The following is a 20242-nucleotide window of genomic DNA, read 5'->3' on the forward strand; positions in this document are numbered from 1 at the left end:
AAAATTGATGTTAAAGCCAAAATATCTATAAATTAAGATTTAGGAATACTTTTGATGTGCTAAAATTGAATATTTATCAACTAATAAAACGTCAGAACTAAATTTCATTAAAAAAAGATGACGTAAAAAATAAGATTTACTATGAAAATAAATAAGATTCTAAAAATGAGTATTTATATTTTACCTGTATTTTTTAGTATTGGTATCATTTTACCCATACACGCTCAAGATAAAATTATCCCGCTTTGGACTGATGCAATTCCTGGCGCAATAAAAGCAGCCGACTATCAGGAAAAAGAAATCTATAAAGAAGGAAAGGTTCAAAGCATCAGCAAAGTTGTAACTCCTACTCTATCTGTTTTTCTTGCTGCTGAAGGTAATTCTAATGGCTCCTCCGTTTTAATTCTCCCTGGAGGCGGATATTCGCATTTGTCCATCGATAAAGAAGGAACGAAAGTAGCCCATTGGCTTAATTCATTAGGAATAACTGCCATTGTTCTAAAATACAGACTACCTAGTGACCAAATAATGAAAGACAAAACTATTGGTCCTTTACAAGATGCCCAAGAAGCAATTCGATATATCAGACGTAACGCCGAAAAATGGAATTTAAACAAAGACAAAATTGGAGTAATAGGATTTTCTGCTGGAGGACATTTAGCAGCCACTTTGTCTACTCATTACAATGACACAATATATCTAGTTTCTGATTCCGTAAGTGCAAAACCAGATTTTTCAATATTAATCTACCCCGTTATTTCCATGAATAATGAAATAACACACAAAGGATCACAAAATACTTTATTGGGGGTTTCGCCGTCCGTTTCATTGATTGATAAATTTTCCAATGAACAACACGTAAATTCTGAGACACCGCCAACATTCATCATTCATGCCACTGATGATTTAGTTGTTCGTATAGAAAACAGCATAAATTATCACATAGCTTTAAAGAAAAATAAGGTTCCTACAGAGTTGCATTTGTATGAAAAAGGCGGACATGGCTTTGGTTTGGGAGTGAAAGATACCAGCCAATATTGGACTAAAGATTGCGAGAATTGGCTTCGTATTCAGTTGTTTTTAAATTAAAAATACTAAAAGTAATATCTTATATTTTTAAGGATTGCATCACTAATTCAAACACTTCTTTATTAGTAATTACTTAAATAATTATAGTTTCAAAAGTAAATCTTTGGAGAAAATCTATCTTATTTACTGGAATAACACATAAAAACCTGTGAAGCAAGCTACACAGGTTTTTAACGAACTAAATTATTTAACAACTAAATCCTTATTTATACAGCATTAATCTTTACTAGAATTGATATTAACTAATCCTCAGACACAACTGCTTTATTTTTATCCATCGCTACATTCAACAATACTGCAATTCCTTTATCATTTATCATTTTCATATTCATAGCATCTAATTGGACCAAATCTTTAGAAACTAATCCACTAAACATATTGAATGAAATATTCATTTCTTTCAAGTTTTTTAATTTTTCCAACTCAAATGGAACTTGACCCATTAAATTATTATCAAACAAACTGATACTCTCTAAATTACTCAAGCTTGCAACTTGAGGATTTAATCTTCCTGAGAATTTATTACTATTCAAAAGTAATATCTTCAACGCTTTTAAACTATATAATGACGTAGGTATTTCGCCATATATTTCGTTATTATACAGTGATAAAACTTCTAACTGATTAAGACTGCCAATTTGAGAAGGTAATTCACCTGAAAGCCTATTCATATAAAGCTCTATACTTTTTAAATTTACCATCTTACAGATAGAATTAGGAATATTCCCAGATAATTTATTAAAAGATAAATTTAAGATTCTTAATTCATTTAAATCGCCAATGGTCGAAGGAATAACTCCGGAAATTTTATTTTTATATAAATTTAATTCTTGAAGACTTTTCAATTTTACAATTTCTAATGGAATTTCTCCTATTAGATTATTATTACTTAAATTTATAGAAACTACCTTATCATTTTGCAATTTCACTCCATACCAAGTAGCAACCGATGATGATAAATCCCATTTATTAATCCATTCATTCCCATTCGTTGCTTTGTATAGCTTTATCAAAATTTCTCTTTCAGATGAAGATACGTTCGCTAACATTGAAAATGAAAATAAAACAGTAAAACACAGGATAGTAATTTTTTTCATAATCAAGATATTTTTCTTTATAAATATATTTAAAGGTATATACTAAACTGCTCATGAGCAAATAAAATCGACGAACTACATCATATATTTTTTTACCTGTGGTAATATCTTACAATTTAATCTTGTTTTAATGTTACTTAAAATTTCATTAAATTTGGTGTATTAACCTTAATCTCAAATTTATGGAAATCAATTTCTTAGCACTATTTGTTGCGGCTTTATCTACTCTTGTAATCGGATTTGTTTGGTATCATCCAAAAGTTTTTGGAACAATTTGGATGAAAGAATCTGGAATGACAGAAGAAAAGCTAAAAGGAGGAAATATGCTTTTAATATTTGGTACGTCATTACTGTATGCTTTTTTCATCAGCTTCGTACTTCAAATGATCACCATACATCAATATGGAGCATTAGGTATGATTGGCGGAGATCCAAGTATCGCAAAACTTTCTTACGAAGCTTTCATGGCAGATTATGGATTAGCATTTAGAACTTTTAAACACGGAACATTACATGGCTTTATGGCCGGAGTGTTTTTAGCGTTACCAATTATAGGAACTAATGCCTTATACGAAAGAAGAAGTTTCAAATACACCCTTGTAACCGGTGGATTTTGGATACTGTGCTTTACAATTATGGGTGGAATTATTTGTGGTTGGAAATAAAAATCGCTGTTGATTTAAAATAAATTTCGTCTGCTACTCTGCAAGACGAAATTTATTTTTTATTGAATCTTTTCTATGGCTTTTGCCAAATCAATGTCTTTATCCGTAACGCCTTCTGCATCGTGAGTGGTTAAGCGAATTGTAACTTTATTATACACATTGAATAATTCTGGATGGTGATTACTCTTCTCGGCCATCACTCCTACCTGCACAATAAAACCCAAAGCTTGAGTAAAATCTAAGAACTTAAAATTTTTCTCTATTCCATTATTGATAAATTTCCAATTTTTCAGGTCTTTCAATTGGGTTTGAATAGATTCCTCTGAATAGGTTTTCATAATTTTCTTTTTTATTTATATAAAGTTAGTTAATTTCGAGACATTCAGTAATACTTTAACTTTATTAACTAATTTTGGAAAAATATCACTTTTCAATTTGAATACAGCTTATTCCTTTAAAATTTATAGTTCAACTGCTCAACTTCCTGCAAATTGGGATGATTTAGCAATTTCAACTATTTTTTTATCCAAAAAATACCTGCAGGTTTTAGAAGAATCATCTCCTAAGAATATGATTTGTCATTTCATTGGAATTTTCGAAAATGAAACTTTAGTTGGTAGTGCTCTTTCTCAATTTTTGGATTTGAATAAACTAGAATCTTTTGGGGAACGCGACAAATGCGTCAAAACCGCTGTACGAAATATTGTTTTCGGAAACTTTGCCTCTCATGTGCTCGTTATTGGCAACAATATGCTGACGGGTCAAAATTCATATTCCTTATCTAATACTATTGATAAAAAGAAAGCATTACAAACCTTGCACGCTGCAACAACGGAATTGAAAAAAATTTTTAAATCTAAAGGAATAAACATTCACATTACAACTTATAAAGATTTCAACAAAGAAGAAATTAAAAATTTTGACATTCCGGAATTCAAAAATGAGTATCAGTTCTCGACACAGCCCAACATGGTTTTCTCGATTAATGAAAATTGGAAGTCGGAGTCGGATTACATCGATTCGCTGTCAAAAAAATACAGAGATCAATACAAAAGAGCTCGAAAAAAAGCAGCTGTAATTGAGAAAAGAAAATTACATCTGGAAGAAATAATTGCTTTAGAAGATACGATTTATGAATTGTATTTTCATGTCGCCAAAAACGCCCCTTTTAATACTTTTTTTCTACCAAAAAACCATTTTAGAGTTTTTAAAGAAATCTTTAAAGACAAATTTCTTTTCTACGGCTACTTTATTAACGAAAAACTAATTGGTTTTAATACTTTAATAAAAAACGGTGAAGTAATGGATACTTATTTTCTTGGGTATGACGAAAGTATTCAGCGTGAAAAAATGCTGTATCTGAATATGTTATACGACATGATTGCTTACTCCATTAATAAAAATTTCAAGAAAATTGTCTTTGCCAGAACAGCATTGGAAATTAAAAGTTCTGTAGGTGCAAAACCCATCCAAATGTTTGGATTAATGACTCATAGTACTCCTATAGCAAATGTATTTCTACCAAAAATTTTCAAATATCTAGAACCTGAAACCATTTGGCAACAGCGAAATCCATTTAAATAATTCCACTGTTTGGATTGGGAATTGCAACTTTCATTTGTTTGGGCAAAATTTCAATATTTAGTTTCGTTTCTTTGCCGCAATATTCCCCATCAATTTGAAAACTCACCGGAATATTGGTTGTAACAAAAGCTTTATCCGTAGAGACAATTTCTACATCATTGACATCTATAGGCATATTTCCAGTAATAATTTTGCCAAGGACTACTAAATCCATATTTTTCAGGATTACTAATTCAAACTTTCCATCATCCATCACACCGTTTGGATTTATAGAAACTCCTGTACCATATTTTTGGGAATTAGCTATAACTATCATTCTTGCCTCACATTCTATTGTTGGAAAATCACCTGTAATGGTCGCAATAAACGGATCTTCCAAATCAATCAAAGTAGATACTGTTTGCAAAGCATATCCCCATTTGCCACGGATACTGCTATTTTCATAATTCTTAATCATTTCTGCATTTACACCCAAATCACTTAAATGAATACTTTTCTTTCCGTTAATGGAAATCATATCTATTTCCATATAATCATTGTGAAAAGCAACTTCTAAGTTTTCTTCAATGGTTGTGGGTAAATTCAAATCTACTGCTAAACCGTTAGCAGAACCAGCTGGCAAAATTCCAATAATAACATCATGCATTTCCATGGCTTCAGCAACCATCTTTATGGTTCCATCACCTCCGGCTACAATAATTCGCTTTGGAATATAGGTATCATAAAGCACTTTTATGTTTTCACTATCTGAAGTTCCTGAAGTATTGTAAATCACGAGATTTAAATTTTCTTTTTCAGCAAAAATAGTCGCAGCCTCAACAAGCTCTGATTTGTCTACATCTCCAGAGATAGGATTTACCACCAACATGATATTCTTTTTCAAACTTTTTCTTCTTTTATTGATTAAAAACCTTTAAATTGAACTTTTATCAAAAGTAATACAATATTATGAAACCAATTTTAAAATTATACCGAGGCTACGCAAATGAACAAGAATTAATTGTCATGGGGCACGTTTTTAAACCTACATCGGCTGAAGAGTATAATTTTCAAAAAAAGAACCTAAAAAATGCCACTTCTGTTATTAAAATGTTTCAAATAAAAACGCAGGCCAATGCCGATGTCTATTTGAAACACAACAATTCCAAAATCCATACCAAAACATTAGTTGATGGTTATTTTAAATTTTGCGTACCATTAGACCAAGACACTAAATACGGCTGGATTGACTATGAAGTAAGCATTGTTTACAAAAATGTCACTATCACTACAAAAGACAGTTACATTCGACCACACAAAGGAAATCTAGGAATCATATCTGACATTGATGATACTTTTTTAGTATCTCACACACTGAATCCGTTGAAAAAATTATATGTTTTGTTATTTAAAAACATAAATAAGAGAAAAATATATGATGATGTTGTAACCCATTATCAAGCTTTAAGTACTGCAGGAAGAGAAAAAAAGGAAGAGCTTAATGCTTTTTTCTATGTTTCCAGCAGTGAATGGAATTTGTACCGTTTCATCACAAAATTCACTGAACTTCATGAGTTGCCAAAAGCGGTGTTACTATTGAAGGACATCAAGACGAGTCTCACTGATTTCTTCATGACCGGCAGAGGAAATCACAATCACAAGTTTGATAAAATAAAACACATTTTAGAATTTTATCCCAACTTAGAATATGTTCTTCTTGGCGATGATTCGCAACATGATCCTTATTTATATGAAGCCATTTGCAAAATTTTCCCCGTTACTGTAAAAGCAGTTTACATCCGTCAAACTGGCGCCACTAAAAAAGAAAAAATAATCACTGTAATGAAAAATTTGGAAACTTTGAACGTTTCTATTTGTTACTTCAAAAATAGCAGTGAAGCAATCTCACACTCAAAATCTATTGGAATTATTGCATAAAAAAAGAGTTCCAAAATGGAACTCTCGTTTTTATAAATTATCTATTTCTTCCTGAACAACTTCCCATTCCAGCAGCAGTTTATCTAACTCTGCTTTTTTCTTATTGTAAGCAGTGAAAAACTTCGCGTCTTCAATATGCTTATCATAATTAGAAGCCAACATTTTATCATCTTGCTGTATTTCCTTTTCTAATTGTTTGATTTGGCTTTCTACTTTGCTCAATTTATTTTGCAACGCTTTTCCTTTCTTTTGATCTTCGTAGGAAGCTTTGTTACTTTCTTTAGGTGCAGCTGCTTTTTCGGCATCTTTTTTCTCCACTTCACGCATATTCTCCATATTGCGTTGCTCTAAGAAATAGTTGATATCCCCTAAATATTCTTTTATTTTTTGGTCTTTAAATTCATACACCAAATTTGACATGCCTTGCAAGAAATCCCTATCGTGAGAAACCAACAATAAAGTTCCCCCAAATTTTTGAAGTGCGGCTTTTAAAACATTCTTAGATTTGATGTCCAAGTGATTCGTAGGCTCATCCATCAACAAAACATTAATGGGCTGCAATAATAGTTTACACAGCGCTAAACGATTTCTTTCGCCCCCAGAAAGGACTTTTACCTTTTTTTCTACATCATCACCACGAAACAAGAAAGAACCCAACATATCACGTACTTTCATTCGGTTCGTATCTGCAGCGGCATCTTCCATTGTTTGCAACAAGGTAATTTCACCATCCAGATATTCCGCCTGATTTTGCGCAAAATAACCCAGTTGTACATTGTGACCTAATTTGATATTTCCTTTATATTCGAATTCATCAACAATAGCCTTGATAAAAGTCGATTTTCCTTGACCATTCTGTCCAACGAATGCAATTTTGCTTCCGCGTTCCACTAACAAATTGATATCTTTCAAAATCGTTTTGTCACCATAACTTTTAGTTACGTTTTCAGCTTCAATTACGACTCTTCCCGGTTCTTTTGAAACTGGAAAAGTAATATTCATCACTGAGTTATCATCCTCATCAACTTCGATGCGTTCGACTTTATCTAATTTTTTTATTAACGACTGCGCCATAGAAGCTTTAGAAGCTTTGGCACGGAATTTTTCAATTAATTTCTCCGTTTCTTCAATTTTTTTGGCTTGGTTTTTTTGTGTTGCCAATTGCTTTTCGCGAATTTCATGACGCAATTCTAAATATTGAGAATAGGGTTTGTTGAAATCATATGCTTTACCAAGAGAAATTTCGATAGTTCTGTTTGTTACATTATCCAAAAACATTTTATCGTGCGAAACAATTACCACAACTCCCGGATAATTACGAAGGAAACTTTCTAACCAAATGATACTTTCTATATCCAAGTGATTCGTTGGCTCATCCAATAATAAAACGTCATTAGCCTGTAATAATAATTTGGCTAATTCGATACGCATTCTCCATCCACCAGAAAAAGTTTCGGTTTGATTATCAAAAACATCACGTTTAAATCCTAAACCAAGTAAAATTTTCTCGGTATCACCCACATAATTATAACCTCCCAATAATTCAAAACGGTGTGTATATTCCGATAAGTCTTCTATTATTTGACTGTATTCGTCACTTTCATAATCGGTACGGGTTACTAAAAGATGATTGATCTCTTCAAGCTTTTTTTCAACAATTTTAATTTCCGTAAAAGCTTCGTATGCTTCCTCCAGAACTGTTCTTCCTTGTTCAAAATCGATATCCTGTCGCAAGAATCCCATTCGGATATCTTTCTCCTGAGAAATAACACCTGAATCAGGAGCAAAATCTCTCGCCAACATTTTAAGCATGGTAGATTTTCCCGCTCCGTTCTTCCCAACAAGACCCACACGGTCTCCGGCACCCAAACGAAAGGTAACTTCTTCAAATAAATAAGTACCACCAAACGAAACGGATAAATTGTGTATATTAAGCATGTATTGTGATTTTATTCCTTTTCAAATGTGTAAATTTGTATACCGAATTATCGGGACCAAAAAGGAAAATTAAATTTTTTGCAAATGTTAAAAAAAGGATCCAAATTATATAGTATTTTAACAGGAACTTGTCCTAAATGTCAGAATGAGAGTATGTATTTGGATAAAAATCCACTGCATCTCAATAAAATATTAAAAATGCACGAAAATTGCAACCATTGTGGTTTACATTATCAAATTGAACCTTCTTTTTTTTATGGCGCAATGTACGTTAGTTATGGATTAAATGTAGCAATAGGAATTGCAGCTTTTATCATCTCATTTGTATTTTTTAGTTCAAACCTTAAAGTGGCTTTCGTAGCTATAATAGCATCCTTGATACTATTATTCCCGTTTGTTTTACGCTGGTCCAGAAACATATATATAAATATGTTTGTTTCATACGACCCAGAGACTAAGCTCAAGTAATATTAATTCTTTTCTTTGAATCTAAATCGTTTAATATCAATTACTGGATCTAAAGGAGTTTGGTTTTCTATATGGTCAAATAATGCTTTTGCCATAGCGGGACCTAACATAACCCCTCTTGTTCCTAAACCATTCAAGATATGTATTGTTTCATAATTTTGATGAGTTCCCACTAAAGGTCTTCTGTCTTTTACAGTTGGCCGTACACCAGCAAAATGCTCTAAAACCTCAAAGTCACAACTTATAATTTCTTTTATCCTTTCTATTAATTCTGTCTTTCCTTCTTCTGTAGGCAATTCCGTTTTGTCTTTCCAATTATAAGTAGCGCCAACTTTGAATAAATCATTCCCAAGAGGCAAAATAAATACGCTGGTATTGACAATTACATCTAAATCTAATTCAGGTGCTCTTATAATAAAAAGCTCTCCTTTGGTGCCGTCTAATGGTAAATGCTTAAAATATGGATTTGCATGCATTCCAAAACCTTCAGCAAAAATAATATGTTTTGCTTTAATGTCTTTATAACGAATGCCATCCGACACAATCTGCAGAGCATCATAATCAAATGATTCTTCTTCAAACAAACTGTTTTCTTTCAGGAATTCCTTGTATTTATTTAATAATAAAGCCGTATCAACATAGCCAGTTTGTAAAACTTCGCCGTATCCGTAAGGTGAATCTATTCCTAAATACTTTTTAGAAATTAATTCAGTGGATAAAAAAGGAGCAAGCGCTGCTTTATCAGAAGCAGCAAACCAATTATTTTGTTCTTCGATAGAGAAAAATTTTCTTAAAATGGGTATTCTAAAATCTACTTTACATTTTAATTTTATTTCCAAAGAAACATACAAATCATTCATTAATTCTAACTGTTCCTGAGCATTCCATACTTCACTAAAACGTTTTAGAATTACCGGATTATACAATCCACCAGCAATTTTAGAGGAATTTTGGGAATTATTATCTAAAACAAAAATGGATTTTTCATTAAACAAAGCCACCTCTGCAAATGAAATACCAGCTAAACCAGAACCTACTATTAAATAATCAATCATTAAAACTCTTTTAAACTATCTACAAAGAAAGCATTTTAAAACAAAAAAACTCTTACCAATACAGTAAGAGTTCCTTATTTTATTAAAATTGAAATTAATAATTCCACATATCTTGTTCGAAATTGCGAATTTTCTCTTTCACTCTTTCTGATTCTAACAACTGATTTTGCGCATTATCTTTCATGTAATCTTCGATTGTTCTGTCACCGTAAACATTTTCTTCTTTGTAAATAACACTGTTGAAACGTCTTGAGTTCAATATTTGGTCAAAAGAAACAGGCATTGCAGAATTCTTATCATTAAAGGCCTTAGCTTCATGTAAAACTTCCCTAGCTGATGGAAAAAATATCCAAAACAATTCGATATAATCTTTTTCATCACTGTTCATCGTATAAACATCAGGCGTAACGGGACAAATCCCTAACAAACGATATTTTAATTCACTTTGACGTTTATCAAAATACCAATATCCCTTTATTTTATACTGTGTTACATCTTGAGCAGTAAGATCCTGTCTCATGATATACTCTTGTGAAACTGATTGCCCTGCGTTGATTTGCTCTCTTCCAGCATCTGTTGTATCAATACGAGAAAGAGATGCTTCAATATCTTTAATAGATTTTTTAGTATTGAAATAACTGTCTGTGTAAACTTCAGTGATTTTACCATTCTTCATTGCTTTTGTCAAAACATCATATAAAGAACGTCTGTCGGAACCAACATTAGCAGTATCAATTGGAAAGTATAACGAAAAATTTATTCTTTCACTCAAATCAATTATCTCCCAAGTAGTTTTACCCATCAAAACATCACGGTCGTGCACATAACCATAAGCCAAAGGTTTATCATTATCAGAAATAAGTTGAGCTGCAGTTTTAAGTCCTATTTGATCTGGACTTTTTGCATTCAGCAAATTTGATTGTGCAAATGAAGCAACACTTCCTAGTAAGGAAACAATAGCTAAAAAAAGATTTCTAACATTCATCATGGTATCATTATATAATATTAAAGCAAGGATCCGATAAACTTACTTATTATTGTATTTCAAAAATTACTGGAGCAGTTCTAGGCAATAAATAACTACCTGCACCTACCAGTTTAGTTTTAATTTCAGAGATCGTAACTTGATCTCCTCTTCCCGCTTTAGAAAGAACCGATTTACATTGTGCATTTAATCTATTTCCTTGAACAACTACTGTAGGCTGACCGGTTACTTTAAGATTAAACCCAACAACATCTAAACCAACTTGAAAATCAAAATCTACTAATTTAGCACCAATTGTTGCAATTTCTAAATTAGATTTAGGTCCTTTTACAACACCCATTTCTCCTCTAATTGTTCCAGTTGGACCAGGAATTCCTTTTATTCTAAATGCTTTCTTATCTGAAACTTTTGAACCATCGTTAAGAGTAGCTGTAACGTTAATCAACACTTCACTTCCTGAACCAGGACTCATGTTGTATTTACCATTCCCTGCTGAACTTAATCCTGGAGCAGAAACACTTACCTTATCAGCAGAAACTCCTGCAAATGAAATAGTCATAGGATTGACAACACCTCTATACACTACATTCATTTTGTCTGCAGAAATAGTTGCAGAATTTGGTCTAGGCACTACTACATAATTTCCTTGAAATTTAAGAGGTATATTTTTACCATCTTCTAAGAACGTAAACTGACCATTAATAGTTTGCTCACCAACATTTCCAGCAGTCATTGCAATAACAGCTTGACCGTTTACAATTTTTCCGGGACCTGAAAACGAAGTAGGCTTAGTATTTTCGTCATATCTTCCTAATACAACTTTTCCAGTTACTTTTTCACCTTGAAAATAAGCACTTTTATCAAGTACTACAATTGCTTGGTAATTACTATATGATGCAGCAGCTACTGCAGCTTTCCCTAATAAAGTATTATAAACATCTGTTTCTGCTTTTTTAACATCATTCTGCCAAGCAGAAAGTTTTGCTAAAGAAGCTACAGCTGGAAAACCTTTAAAATGGTAATCTAAATAATCAACTGCGATACCATCTTTATTTTTAACATCAGCCAAATTAAACTTAGTATCAACTTCAGATAAAATTGGAGATAATTTTTTATTATCACCCAATGCTAACTTCATATCTGATTTATACTTTTCTATTGTAGCAACAACTTCCTTGCCTTTAGCTGAATAACCTGAAGGACTAAACCATAAATGATCTATATTATCACCTTTATCCATTGCCTCATAAGGCAACTTACCTGTTTCCGGATCAACTTCAGTACCCACTAAAACTTCAGATTTTATTTTTCCAATATAATCATAAAAATTTTTAGTTATTACTTCTACTTTGTGCGCAGTAGCTGACGCAGCAGTAAATTCTCCACCTGCTTCAGATGCTTTAGCATCTAAACCAGCTAACATCTGAGTGTTAGATAATTGTGCTGAAGAATTTGCTCCTTCAAATTTTTCATTCATCAATCCAAAAGCAGATAATACTTCTTTGGACATATTTAATGCTAACATAGCGATAAAAACCAAGTACATTAGGTTAATCATCTTCTGTCTAGGGGTTAGTTTTCCTCCTGCCATATTTTCTAATAATTAGTTTATTTGTATTTATAGTTTGAAACTAATTATCCTTTATTATTCATTGCAGAAAGCATACCTCCATAAACATTATTCAAAGAAGCAATATTTGCAGTCATAGATTGCATTTGTTCTTTTAATTTACCTGCATTTTCAGCAATTTCTTTATTTGCTTCAGCATTTCTTGAAGCACTTTCCAGTTGAACTTTATACAAGCTATTTAATGATTCCATTTGTGCCGCGGCCATAGATAGTTCTTCACTGTATTTTTTAGTTGCAGAAATAGAATCTACTGTTGGCGAAATATTTTTAGCTGCAGATTCGAAATTTTTAATGCTATTTCCTAAACTTGACATTAATTCACCGTCAATTTTAGCATCTTTCAACATAGCATCTAATTTTTGAGACAACATACCTTGCTCATCTGATTTTGCTACAACTTTGTTTTTCACATCACCTTTAACACCGTTAGCTAATTCAGGGTAAACTAGAGTCCAATCCAAATCATCATCAACTGGTTCGAATGCTGAAAGTGCAAAAATAGCAGCTTCAACCACAAGACCGATTGTAAGCATTAAATTTCCAGTTATAAATCCGAACTCTATGTGTGTGATTTTGAATAATGCTCCAATAATTACAACTGCTGCTCCCATACCATATGAGAAATTCATTACTTTTTTACTTAACAATGCCATAATAATTTGTTTTTTTGTTTTATAGATTTGGTTTATTTGTACTATTTATTTTTTTTTCCAGTTCCAGTAGTCTGCAATCCCATGTAATCTTGGACAGTTCTAAAACCAATAAAGCTTCTTGCTGAATCCGCATATTCGAAATCCCTTGTACTTACCTGTAGGAAATAAGCAACATCTTTCCAAGAACCTCCACGAACAACTTTACGCTTATTTGAAGCATCAATAACATTTGGATTCATAGACGACACATATTCATATGCGTTTGGATCATATGCAGAATCAGTCCATTCAGAAACATTACCCGCCATGTTATAAAGATTGTAGCCGTTAGGCTCATACGATTTAGCTTCTACCGTGTACAATGCTTCATCCGCAGCGTAATCTCCTCTATTCGGCTTGAAATTAGCAAGAAAACAACCTCTGTCATTTTTTGTATAAGGACCTCCCCATGGATATGTGGCTGACTCTAAACCTCCTCTTGCAGAATATTCCCATTCGGCTTCTGTAGGTAATCTAAAAGAATTTATTAAATCCTGACCTTTCTTTTTTGATTTGATGTAAGTATTTTTATTTAATGTTCTCCAAGCACAAAAAGCTTTCGCTTGAGTCCATTTGACACCCACAACTGGATATTCTCCATACGCTTTGTGCCAAAAATAATCATTATGCATAGGCTCATTGTAGGAATAAGCAAAATCTTTAATCCAAACTGTGGTATCAGGATATATTTGAACCTCTTCAGTTTTGATGAAATCTTTTCTCTTACCCACTTTTGCTTTAGCTGCTGCTTGGATGTCCATCCAAGAGTAACGGAACTTCAATTTATCAACATCTATTGTACGCAAACCATTGTATGATGCTTCTAAAGGCAAATACATTGAATCCATAACTTCAGTATAATACTCATCTGGATACAATTTTGTATCCTTTATTAGTTTTACCTTTTTGTTTAATTTTCTACCTGCATATTGATCATCATCAGTACCTACACTATAGTAGTTGTCATACATGTACTTGTCATACGCGGTCATTTTTTCAGGATCCGCATCATTAAAAGCATAGTCACCAATACTTCCTGCATTTTTTCCTTTTGCATTTTCTCCTCCAGCTTTCAGTCCGCTTTCTTCAGCTAATATAGCTAATCGCACTCTCATTGTAGAATCTTTTACCCATTCCACAAATTGACGGTATTCACTGTTTGTTATTTCAGTTTCGTCCATGTAAAAAGAGCGAACAGTTACTGTTTTTGTAGGAGCATCATCTACATGAGCCATATCATCATCTGATTTACCCATTATAAATGACCCACCAGGAACCAGAGTCATACCGTAAGGCTTTTCAGGATGCCATTTTCCTCCTTTAACACCAACTAATTCTCCTTTGTCACTTGACTTTCCACAGCCAATTAATAAGGTCAAAATTGCCGTAAATGCAATGAACTTCTTCATATAATTTTTGGATTAACTATTCATTATTTTTAAGTGTGTAAACCTATTTATTATTTTTATAAAAAACAATTTTTTAAACAAAAGAAATTGCTTTTTTTTATAAAAACATTAACACAAAAACAAAAAACATTTTAAACAATGTTTTTGCGTTGTGCTTTCCACCATCTCTCAGGCAATTCTTGATTACAAGCCTGCAAGTATTCATCATAAGAACATGGTAATAACGTATTTCTTTTTAGTTTATTATTAACATTTGAAACAAATGGAATTTCTATCCACCAGCGATCCGTTTTGTCACTTTTATAAAAAACAAGCTCCTCTTCCTCCAATGGAACAATGTATTTTAAATAATTTTCTTTGCTCCCAAAAGGATACTCATTCGAACGATAATGAAATCCTTCAATAAAATACCAAATAACCTGTGCAATCAGCACCGATTCTTGTATTGAATTATTGTGGTTGAATATCCCAATCGAAGATACTTTATCACTTATTCCCGCATATCGAGACAAAGAACAGATCTCTTTTCCATTAAATCCATTCGGTTGAAATGAAATAAAATTTCCGGAATCAGACGATTTTACAGAATTCAAATCAACACTTACCAAATCAGCATCCCTAAAAACTGGCTCTGAAATAGCAATATTATTAGAAACTTCTCCTAATCTATATCCATCAAAGAATAATTTTTCTATCAAATCTATTTCTTCCTGAGAATTAAAATAAGTTTGATATCCTATATTACAATAGTTAAAAAGATTATTGGGCTCGTCTATAATTATTTTTGTCAAATAAGAAGATGCAGAAACTGCTTCATCTTCTTTTCCGAAATCAAATTTATTATCAATAGAAACCAAGTTGACCATTTGTTCCAAATCATCGTAAGCTCTGTAAAGCGCATAGGTCAAATCTTGAGAACCTCCAATAACAATAGGAGTGATTTTTTTCTTGATTAGACTTGCAACGACTTTTTTTAATGCAAAATAAGTATCCGCTGCTGAATTTCCAGCAAGAATATCACCTAAATCCGCAATAGAAGCGTCCCAGTTTCCCGGAAACAATCCATACAACTCTTTTCTGAACGGTATTAAATCAACATCCGAAACCGCTTTTTTATCTCCTCGATTTTCTAAAACGCCTATTACTGCAATTTTAATCTTGTTTAAATCAGGAAATTGTTCATTAGTGTGCAAAACTATTTTACTTCCTAGTTGCTGCGAAGTCAATCCGTTTATAAACTCTTGGATTTCATCATCGACGGGTTTCAGAAAATCAAATTCCATTTTTTACTTTTTTGCTACTGGTTTCTTAACTGCTGGTTTCTTTGCCACAGCTTTCTTTGCAGGTGCTTTTTTAGCAGCTACTTTTTTAGCAGGCGTTTTCTTGGCAATCATTTCTTGAACTTCCGCCAATGTCAATTTTGTAGCATCAACATCTTTGCTTAATTCAATTTTGATTTTTCCTTTGGTAATAACCGAGCGTCCCCAACGGGCTTTTTCGACTAGAATCCCTTCGTCCTCCCAATTATGTAAAACCTTATCAATATTCTTTTGTAATTTATCTTCAATCAACGCTTCAATGTCTGCTTGAGACAAATTATCAAAATTATATTTCTTACTTACATTGATAAACAAACCGTCCCATTTGATAAAAGGACCAAAACGCCCCACCCCTTTTTGAACTCCTTCGCCTTTATAAACAGTAATCGGCGCATCAGCAATTGCTTTTTCATCAATTATTTCCTGAGCTCTTTCAAAATCTACGTCTAATGGATTTTCACCTTTAGGCAAAGAAACAAAAGCAGCGCCGTGACGAATATAAGGACCATAACGGCCGTTACTTACCTCAACTTCTGCTCCTTTATATTCACCCAAATTTTTTGGCAACAAAAATAAATTCAACGTTTCTTCTAAAGTAATGTTTCCAATATTCTGATCCGTCATTAAACTGGCAAATTTTTTCTCTTCATCATCTGCAGCTCCAATTTGAGCCATTGGTCCAAATTTCCCTAAACGAACAGAAACCGGTTTCCCCGTTTTGGGATCTGTTCCCAGAATTCTTTCACCGCTTTCTCTTTCTGCATTCGCTTCGACATCTTTCACTATTGGGTGAAATTTATCGTAGAACTCCTGCATCATTTTTGTCCATTCAATATTTCCTTCAGCAATTTCATCAAAATCCTGCTCGACTTTTGCAGTGAAATTATAATCTAAAATGTTTCCAAAATTCTTAACTAAGAAATCAGTAACAATCGTCCCAATATCGGTAGGAACTAATTTTCCTTTATCGGAACCTGTATTTTCTTTCAGTAACTTCTCTCCTACTTTCCCGGATTGTAACGTCAATTGCGTGTAATTACGTTCTTGTCCGTCAAGATTTCCTTTCTCCACATAATTTCTGTTGATAATCGTAGAAATCGTTGGTGCATAAGTAGAAGGACGGCCAATTCCTAATTCCTCTAATTTTTTCACCAAAGAAGCTTCAGTATATCTTGCAGCAGCACGAGAATATCTCTCTGTCGCAGTAATGTAATTATTTTGTAATTTTTCGTTGACTTTCATTGCAGGCAACATTCCTTCTTGCTCTTCTTCATCGTCATCATGACCTTCCAAGTACACTTTCAAGAAACCTTCAAAAAGCAACACTTCTCCAGATGCAGTGAATATTTCACCGTGATTGTTTGCTTCAATTTTTACGTTAGTACGTTCTAATTGCGCATCACTCATTTGCGAAGCCAACGTTCTTTTCCAAATCAAATCATACAAACGCGCTTGATCTCTGTCAATGTCTACCGTATGACGGGACATATCCGTAGGACGAATCGCCTCGTGTGCTTCCTGTGCCCCTTTGCTTTTATTGACAAATGTTCGAGGTTTAGAAAACTCTTTTCCATAGGATTTGATAATTTCAGCCTGAGCAGCTTCCATTGCATCTTTGGATAAGTTCACACTATCCGTTCTCATATAAGTGATAAGTCCAGCTTCGTACAACCGTTGTGCAAGTTGCATGGTAATTCCAACAGGCAAATACAATTTCCTCGCTGCTTCTTGTTGCAAAGTCGAAGTGGTAAAAGGTCCAGTTGGTGATTTCTTGGTAGGTTTCGTTTCTAAATCAGCTACCTTATATGTAGAACCTATATTTTTATTTAAAAAATCTTCGGCTTCTTTTTTAGTATTGAAATTTTTAGGCAGTTTGGCTTTGAATGTTTTTCCGGATTCATTGGTAAATTCTGCCACAACAGAATACGTAGCAACAGCTTTGAAATTTTGAATTTCTCTTTCACGTTCCACAATCAAACGAACAGATACCGATTGTACACGACCCGCAGAAAGTCCTCCTTTTATTTTTCTCCAAAGTACAGGCGACAATTCATAACCAACTAATCTGTCTAAAACACGACGCGCTTGTTGCGCATTGACTAAGTTATAATCGATTTCACGTGGATTATCAATCGCTTTTAGAATTGCAGTTTTAGTAATTTCGTGAAATACAATACGTTTTGTTTTGCTTTTGTCTAATTTTAATTCTTCGGCTAAATGCCAAGAAATAGCCTCACCCTCGCGATCCTCATCACTTGCTAACCAAACCATTTCAGCTTTTTTTGCTAATCCTTTTAATTTGGTGACCAATGCCTTTTTATCGGCAGAAACTTCGTATTTTGGTTTGAAACCATTTTCTACATCTACACCAATTTCTTTGGAAGGTAAGTCAGCAATATGCCCATAACTGGACTCCACTTGAAAATCACTTCCTAGAAATTTCTCGATTGTTTTTGCCTTTGCAGGGGACTCAACTATAACTAAATTCTTTGCCATTGCTCTATTTTTCTGGGACAAAAGTATCTATTTTTTTTAAATATTGGGCTTTAGATTTTATTTTTGAATTATTTCACAATCATTAATAGGTAAGTTATTGCCATACTCGACTGTTTTTTAGCCACGATTACAGTGAAAAGCCCTGAGCAAAAAAGTAAAAGTTTCCTGTTCTAAAAAAGCGACCAACGGAAGCTCTTTTTAGGACTTTGGAAACTTTACTTTCTTGTGAGTCCCGAAGGGTCGGGATTATAACGGAAAGCGGGACACGAGCAAAGCGAACTGACGAAGTAAATAGCTCCCCAGAAAAAATGCCTTAAAATAGTGTTAATTCTTAATCTGACATCTTGTCATATTTATTTGAATTGCGTTATCTTTGTGCTTTGAAAACATAGGATGGAAAAGATTATTGAAGAAAGCAAACAAGGCGAAAGTCTTGTTCTAGAACATAAGCCCGAGAATACCAAAAAACTATTTATAGAAAGTTACGGTTGTGCGATGAATTTTTCGGACAGTGAAATTGTAGCTTCTATTTTATCCGGAAATGGATACAACACAACGCAAGTGCTGGAAGAAGCCGATTTAGTTTTGGTTAATACTTGTTCCATTCGGGACAAGGCAGAGCAAACCATTCGCAAACGTCTCGAAAAATACAATGCGGTGAAACGCATTAATCCAAAGATGAAAGTCGGTGTTTTAGGCTGTATGGCGGAACGATTGAAAAGTCAATTCCTTGAAGAAGAAAAAATCGTTGACCTTGTAGTAGGACCTGATGCCTATAAAGATTTACCAAACCTTTTGCAAGAAGTGGAAGAAGGACGCGATGCGATTAACGTGATTTTGTCGAAGGATGAAACCTATGGTGATATTTCACCGGTTCGATTGATGAGCAACGGAATTACCGCTTTGGTTTCTATCACGCGTGGTTGTGATAATATGTGTACGTTTTGCGTGGTACCTTTTACCCGCGGACGCGAACGCAGCCGTGAACCACAAAGTATCATGAAAGAAATCCAAGATTTGTGGGACAAAGGGTTTAAAGAAATTACGCTTTTGGGGCAAAACGTGGATAGTTTCCTTTGGTACGGCGGCGGATTGAAAAAAGATTTTGAGAATGCTACCAAAATGCAAAAAGCAACGGCAGTCGATTTTGACCAATTGTTAGAAATGGTAGCGGTTGGTTTTCCAAAAATGCGCATTCGATTTTCGACATCAAATCCGCAAGACATGCACGAAAGTATTTTACATGTGATTGCAAAACATCCTAATATTTGCAAACACATTCACTTGCCGGTTCAGTCCGGAAGCAATAGAATCCTAAAAGAGATGAATCGTTTGCATACGCGTGAAGAATACATGACTTTGATTGATAAAATCAGAACTATTATTCCGAACAGCTCCATTTCGCAGGATATGATTGCTGGTTTCCCAACAGAAACCGAACAAGATCATCAAGACACAATGAGCTTGATGGAATATGTGAAATATAATTTTGGTTATATGTATTCGTATTCCGAACGTCCGGGAACATTGGCAGGAAGAAAAATGGAAGACGACGTTCCAGAAGAAACAAAGGCAAGAAGATTGCAGGAAATTGTCGATTTACAACAAAAACACGCTTGGTTCCGCAGTGAAGAATTCATTGGACAAAAGGTAGAAGTTTTGGTAGAGAAAGTTTCAAAAAAATCGACGGAAGAGTTTTCAGGAAGGAATTCGCAAAGTATAACAGTGGTTTTTCCAAAAGAGAATTATAAAGTTGGTGATTTTGTAAATGTAAAAATCACTTCTTGCACCAGCGGAACTTTGAAAGGGGAAGCAGTTGGTTTGAGTGAAATGAATTAAGAAAAAGTTTGCCACGAATTTTTAATTCATTAAAAATAAAAAAGAGTTTTAAGTAATTA

The 20242-nt window shown here is 33.5% G+C and carries 17 protein-coding genes; 6 read left to right on the top strand and 11 right to left on the bottom strand.

Annotated elements, in window-relative coordinates; all coding sequences use genetic code 11:
- Window positions 1-141 precede the first annotated feature (141 nt).
- Complete coding sequence (locus BMX64_RS01285; RefSeq protein ID WP_091165132.1) at window positions 142-1089, top strand: alpha/beta hydrolase; 948 nt, start codon at window positions 142-144, stop codon at window positions 1087-1089.
- 242 nt (window positions 1090-1331) lie between these two features.
- Here the strand turns inward: BMX64_RS01285 and BMX64_RS01290 are convergent, their stop codons facing one another.
- Window positions 1332-2186: a leucine-rich repeat domain-containing protein gene (locus BMX64_RS01290; protein ID WP_091165136.1), complete on the bottom strand. Its 855-nt coding sequence runs from the start codon at window positions 2184-2186 to the stop codon at window positions 1332-1334.
- Between the two features lie 182 nt (window positions 2187-2368).
- Here BMX64_RS01290 and BMX64_RS01295 point away from each other — a divergent pair, with 182 nt between their 5' ends.
- A complete protein-coding gene (locus BMX64_RS01295) occupies window positions 2369-2851 on the top strand; it encodes a DUF1761 domain-containing protein (protein WP_091165140.1) in 483 nt (160 codons plus the stop codon).
- 59 nt (window positions 2852-2910) lie between these two features.
- Here the strand turns inward: BMX64_RS01295 and BMX64_RS01300 are convergent, their stop codons facing one another.
- Entirely contained in the window at window positions 2911-3189 is a 279-nt protein-coding gene (locus tag BMX64_RS01300; RefSeq protein WP_091165143.1) for a 4a-hydroxytetrahydrobiopterin dehydratase, read from the bottom strand.
- Between the two features lie 97 nt (window positions 3190-3286).
- On the opposite strand from BMX64_RS01300, the gene BMX64_RS01305 reads away from it, so the two are divergent.
- Window positions 3287-4435, top strand: coding sequence for an 8-amino-7-oxononanoate synthase (locus BMX64_RS01305; protein ID WP_091165147.1), 1149 nt, complete (start codon window positions 3287-3289; stop codon window positions 4433-4435).
- Here the strand turns inward: BMX64_RS01305 and BMX64_RS01310 are convergent.
- Window positions 4428-5318 (bottom strand): diacylglycerol/lipid kinase family protein, encoded by an 891-nt coding sequence (locus tag BMX64_RS01310; RefSeq protein WP_091165149.1) that lies wholly within the window; start codon window positions 5316-5318, stop codon window positions 4428-4430. The genes BMX64_RS01305 and BMX64_RS01310 overlap by 8 nt on opposite strands.
- Window positions 5319-5383: 65 nt before the next feature.
- Between BMX64_RS01310 and BMX64_RS01315 the strand changes: the two genes are divergently transcribed.
- Window positions 5384-6352 carry an App1 family protein gene (locus BMX64_RS01315; protein WP_091165153.1) on the top strand — a complete coding sequence of 323 codons (969 nt, stop codon included), beginning with the start codon at window positions 5384-5386 and terminating at the stop codon, window positions 6350-6352.
- 30 nt (window positions 6353-6382) lie between these two features.
- On the opposite strand, the gene abc-f is transcribed toward BMX64_RS01315, so the two are convergent.
- The gene (gene abc-f / locus BMX64_RS01320; RefSeq protein WP_091165156.1) at window positions 6383-8290 is read right to left on the bottom strand and encodes a ribosomal protection-like ABC-F family protein; all 1908 of its coding nucleotides are present in this window, start codon (window positions 8288-8290) and stop codon (window positions 6383-6385) included.
- An 84-nt stretch (window positions 8291-8374) separates the two neighbouring features.
- On the opposite strand from abc-f, the gene BMX64_RS01325 reads away from it, so the two are divergent.
- A complete protein-coding gene (locus BMX64_RS01325; protein ID WP_091165158.1) occupies window positions 8375-8758 on the top strand; it encodes a DUF983 domain-containing protein in 384 nt (127 codons plus the stop codon).
- A gap of 2 nt (window positions 8759-8760) precedes the next feature.
- Here BMX64_RS01325 and BMX64_RS01330 read toward each other — a convergent pair whose 3' ends face one another.
- The 7 genes from BMX64_RS01330 to topA all read right to left on the bottom strand — a co-directional run bounded on the left by BMX64_RS01330 (window position 8761) and on the right by topA (window position 18344).
- Window positions 8761-9813 carry an NAD(P)/FAD-dependent oxidoreductase gene (locus BMX64_RS01330; RefSeq protein ID WP_091165161.1) on the bottom strand — a complete coding sequence of 351 codons (1053 nt, stop codon included), beginning with the start codon at window positions 9811-9813 and terminating at the stop codon, window positions 8761-8763.
- A gap of 94 nt (window positions 9814-9907) precedes the next feature.
- Window positions 9908-10798 (bottom strand): type IX secretion system ring subunit PorN/GldN, encoded by an 891-nt coding sequence (porN, locus tag BMX64_RS01335; protein WP_091166514.1) that lies wholly within the window; start codon window positions 10796-10798, stop codon window positions 9908-9910.
- A 49-nt stretch (window positions 10799-10847) separates the two neighbouring features.
- Window positions 10848-12389 (bottom strand): type IX secretion system motor protein PorM/GldM, encoded by a 1542-nt coding sequence (porM, locus tag BMX64_RS01340; protein WP_091165165.1) that lies wholly within the window; start codon window positions 12387-12389, stop codon window positions 10848-10850.
- 44 nt (window positions 12390-12433) lie between these two features.
- A complete protein-coding gene (gene porL, locus BMX64_RS01345; RefSeq protein ID WP_091165169.1) occupies window positions 12434-13081 on the bottom strand; it encodes a type IX secretion system motor protein PorL/GldL in 648 nt (215 codons plus the stop codon).
- Window positions 13082-13122: 41 nt separating this feature from the next.
- Complete coding sequence (gene porK / locus BMX64_RS01350; RefSeq protein ID WP_091165173.1) at window positions 13123-14529, bottom strand: T9SS ring complex lipoprotein PorK/GldK; 1407 nt, start codon at window positions 14527-14529, stop codon at window positions 13123-13125.
- A 131-nt stretch (window positions 14530-14660) separates the two neighbouring features.
- Window positions 14661-15812 (bottom strand): formimidoylglutamase, encoded by a 1152-nt coding sequence (locus BMX64_RS01355; RefSeq protein WP_091165176.1) that lies wholly within the window; start codon window positions 15810-15812, stop codon window positions 14661-14663.
- 3 nt (window positions 15813-15815) lie between these two features.
- Entirely contained in the window at window positions 15816-18344 is a 2529-nt protein-coding gene (gene topA / locus BMX64_RS01360; RefSeq protein ID WP_091165179.1) for a type I DNA topoisomerase, read from the bottom strand.
- Between the two features lie 393 nt (window positions 18345-18737).
- Here topA and miaB point away from each other — a divergent pair, with 393 nt between their 5' ends.
- Window positions 18738-20183 carry a tRNA (N6-isopentenyl adenosine(37)-C2)-methylthiotransferase MiaB gene (gene miaB, locus BMX64_RS01365; protein ID WP_091165182.1) on the top strand — a complete coding sequence of 482 codons (1446 nt, stop codon included), beginning with the start codon at window positions 18738-18740 and terminating at the stop codon, window positions 20181-20183.
- Window positions 20184-20242: the final 59 nt, after the last annotated feature.

It is taken from the genome of Flavobacterium sinopsychrotolerans (assembly GCF_900110375.1).
GTDB lineage: Bacteria > Bacteroidota > Bacteroidia > Flavobacteriales > Flavobacteriaceae > Flavobacterium > Flavobacterium sinopsychrotolerans.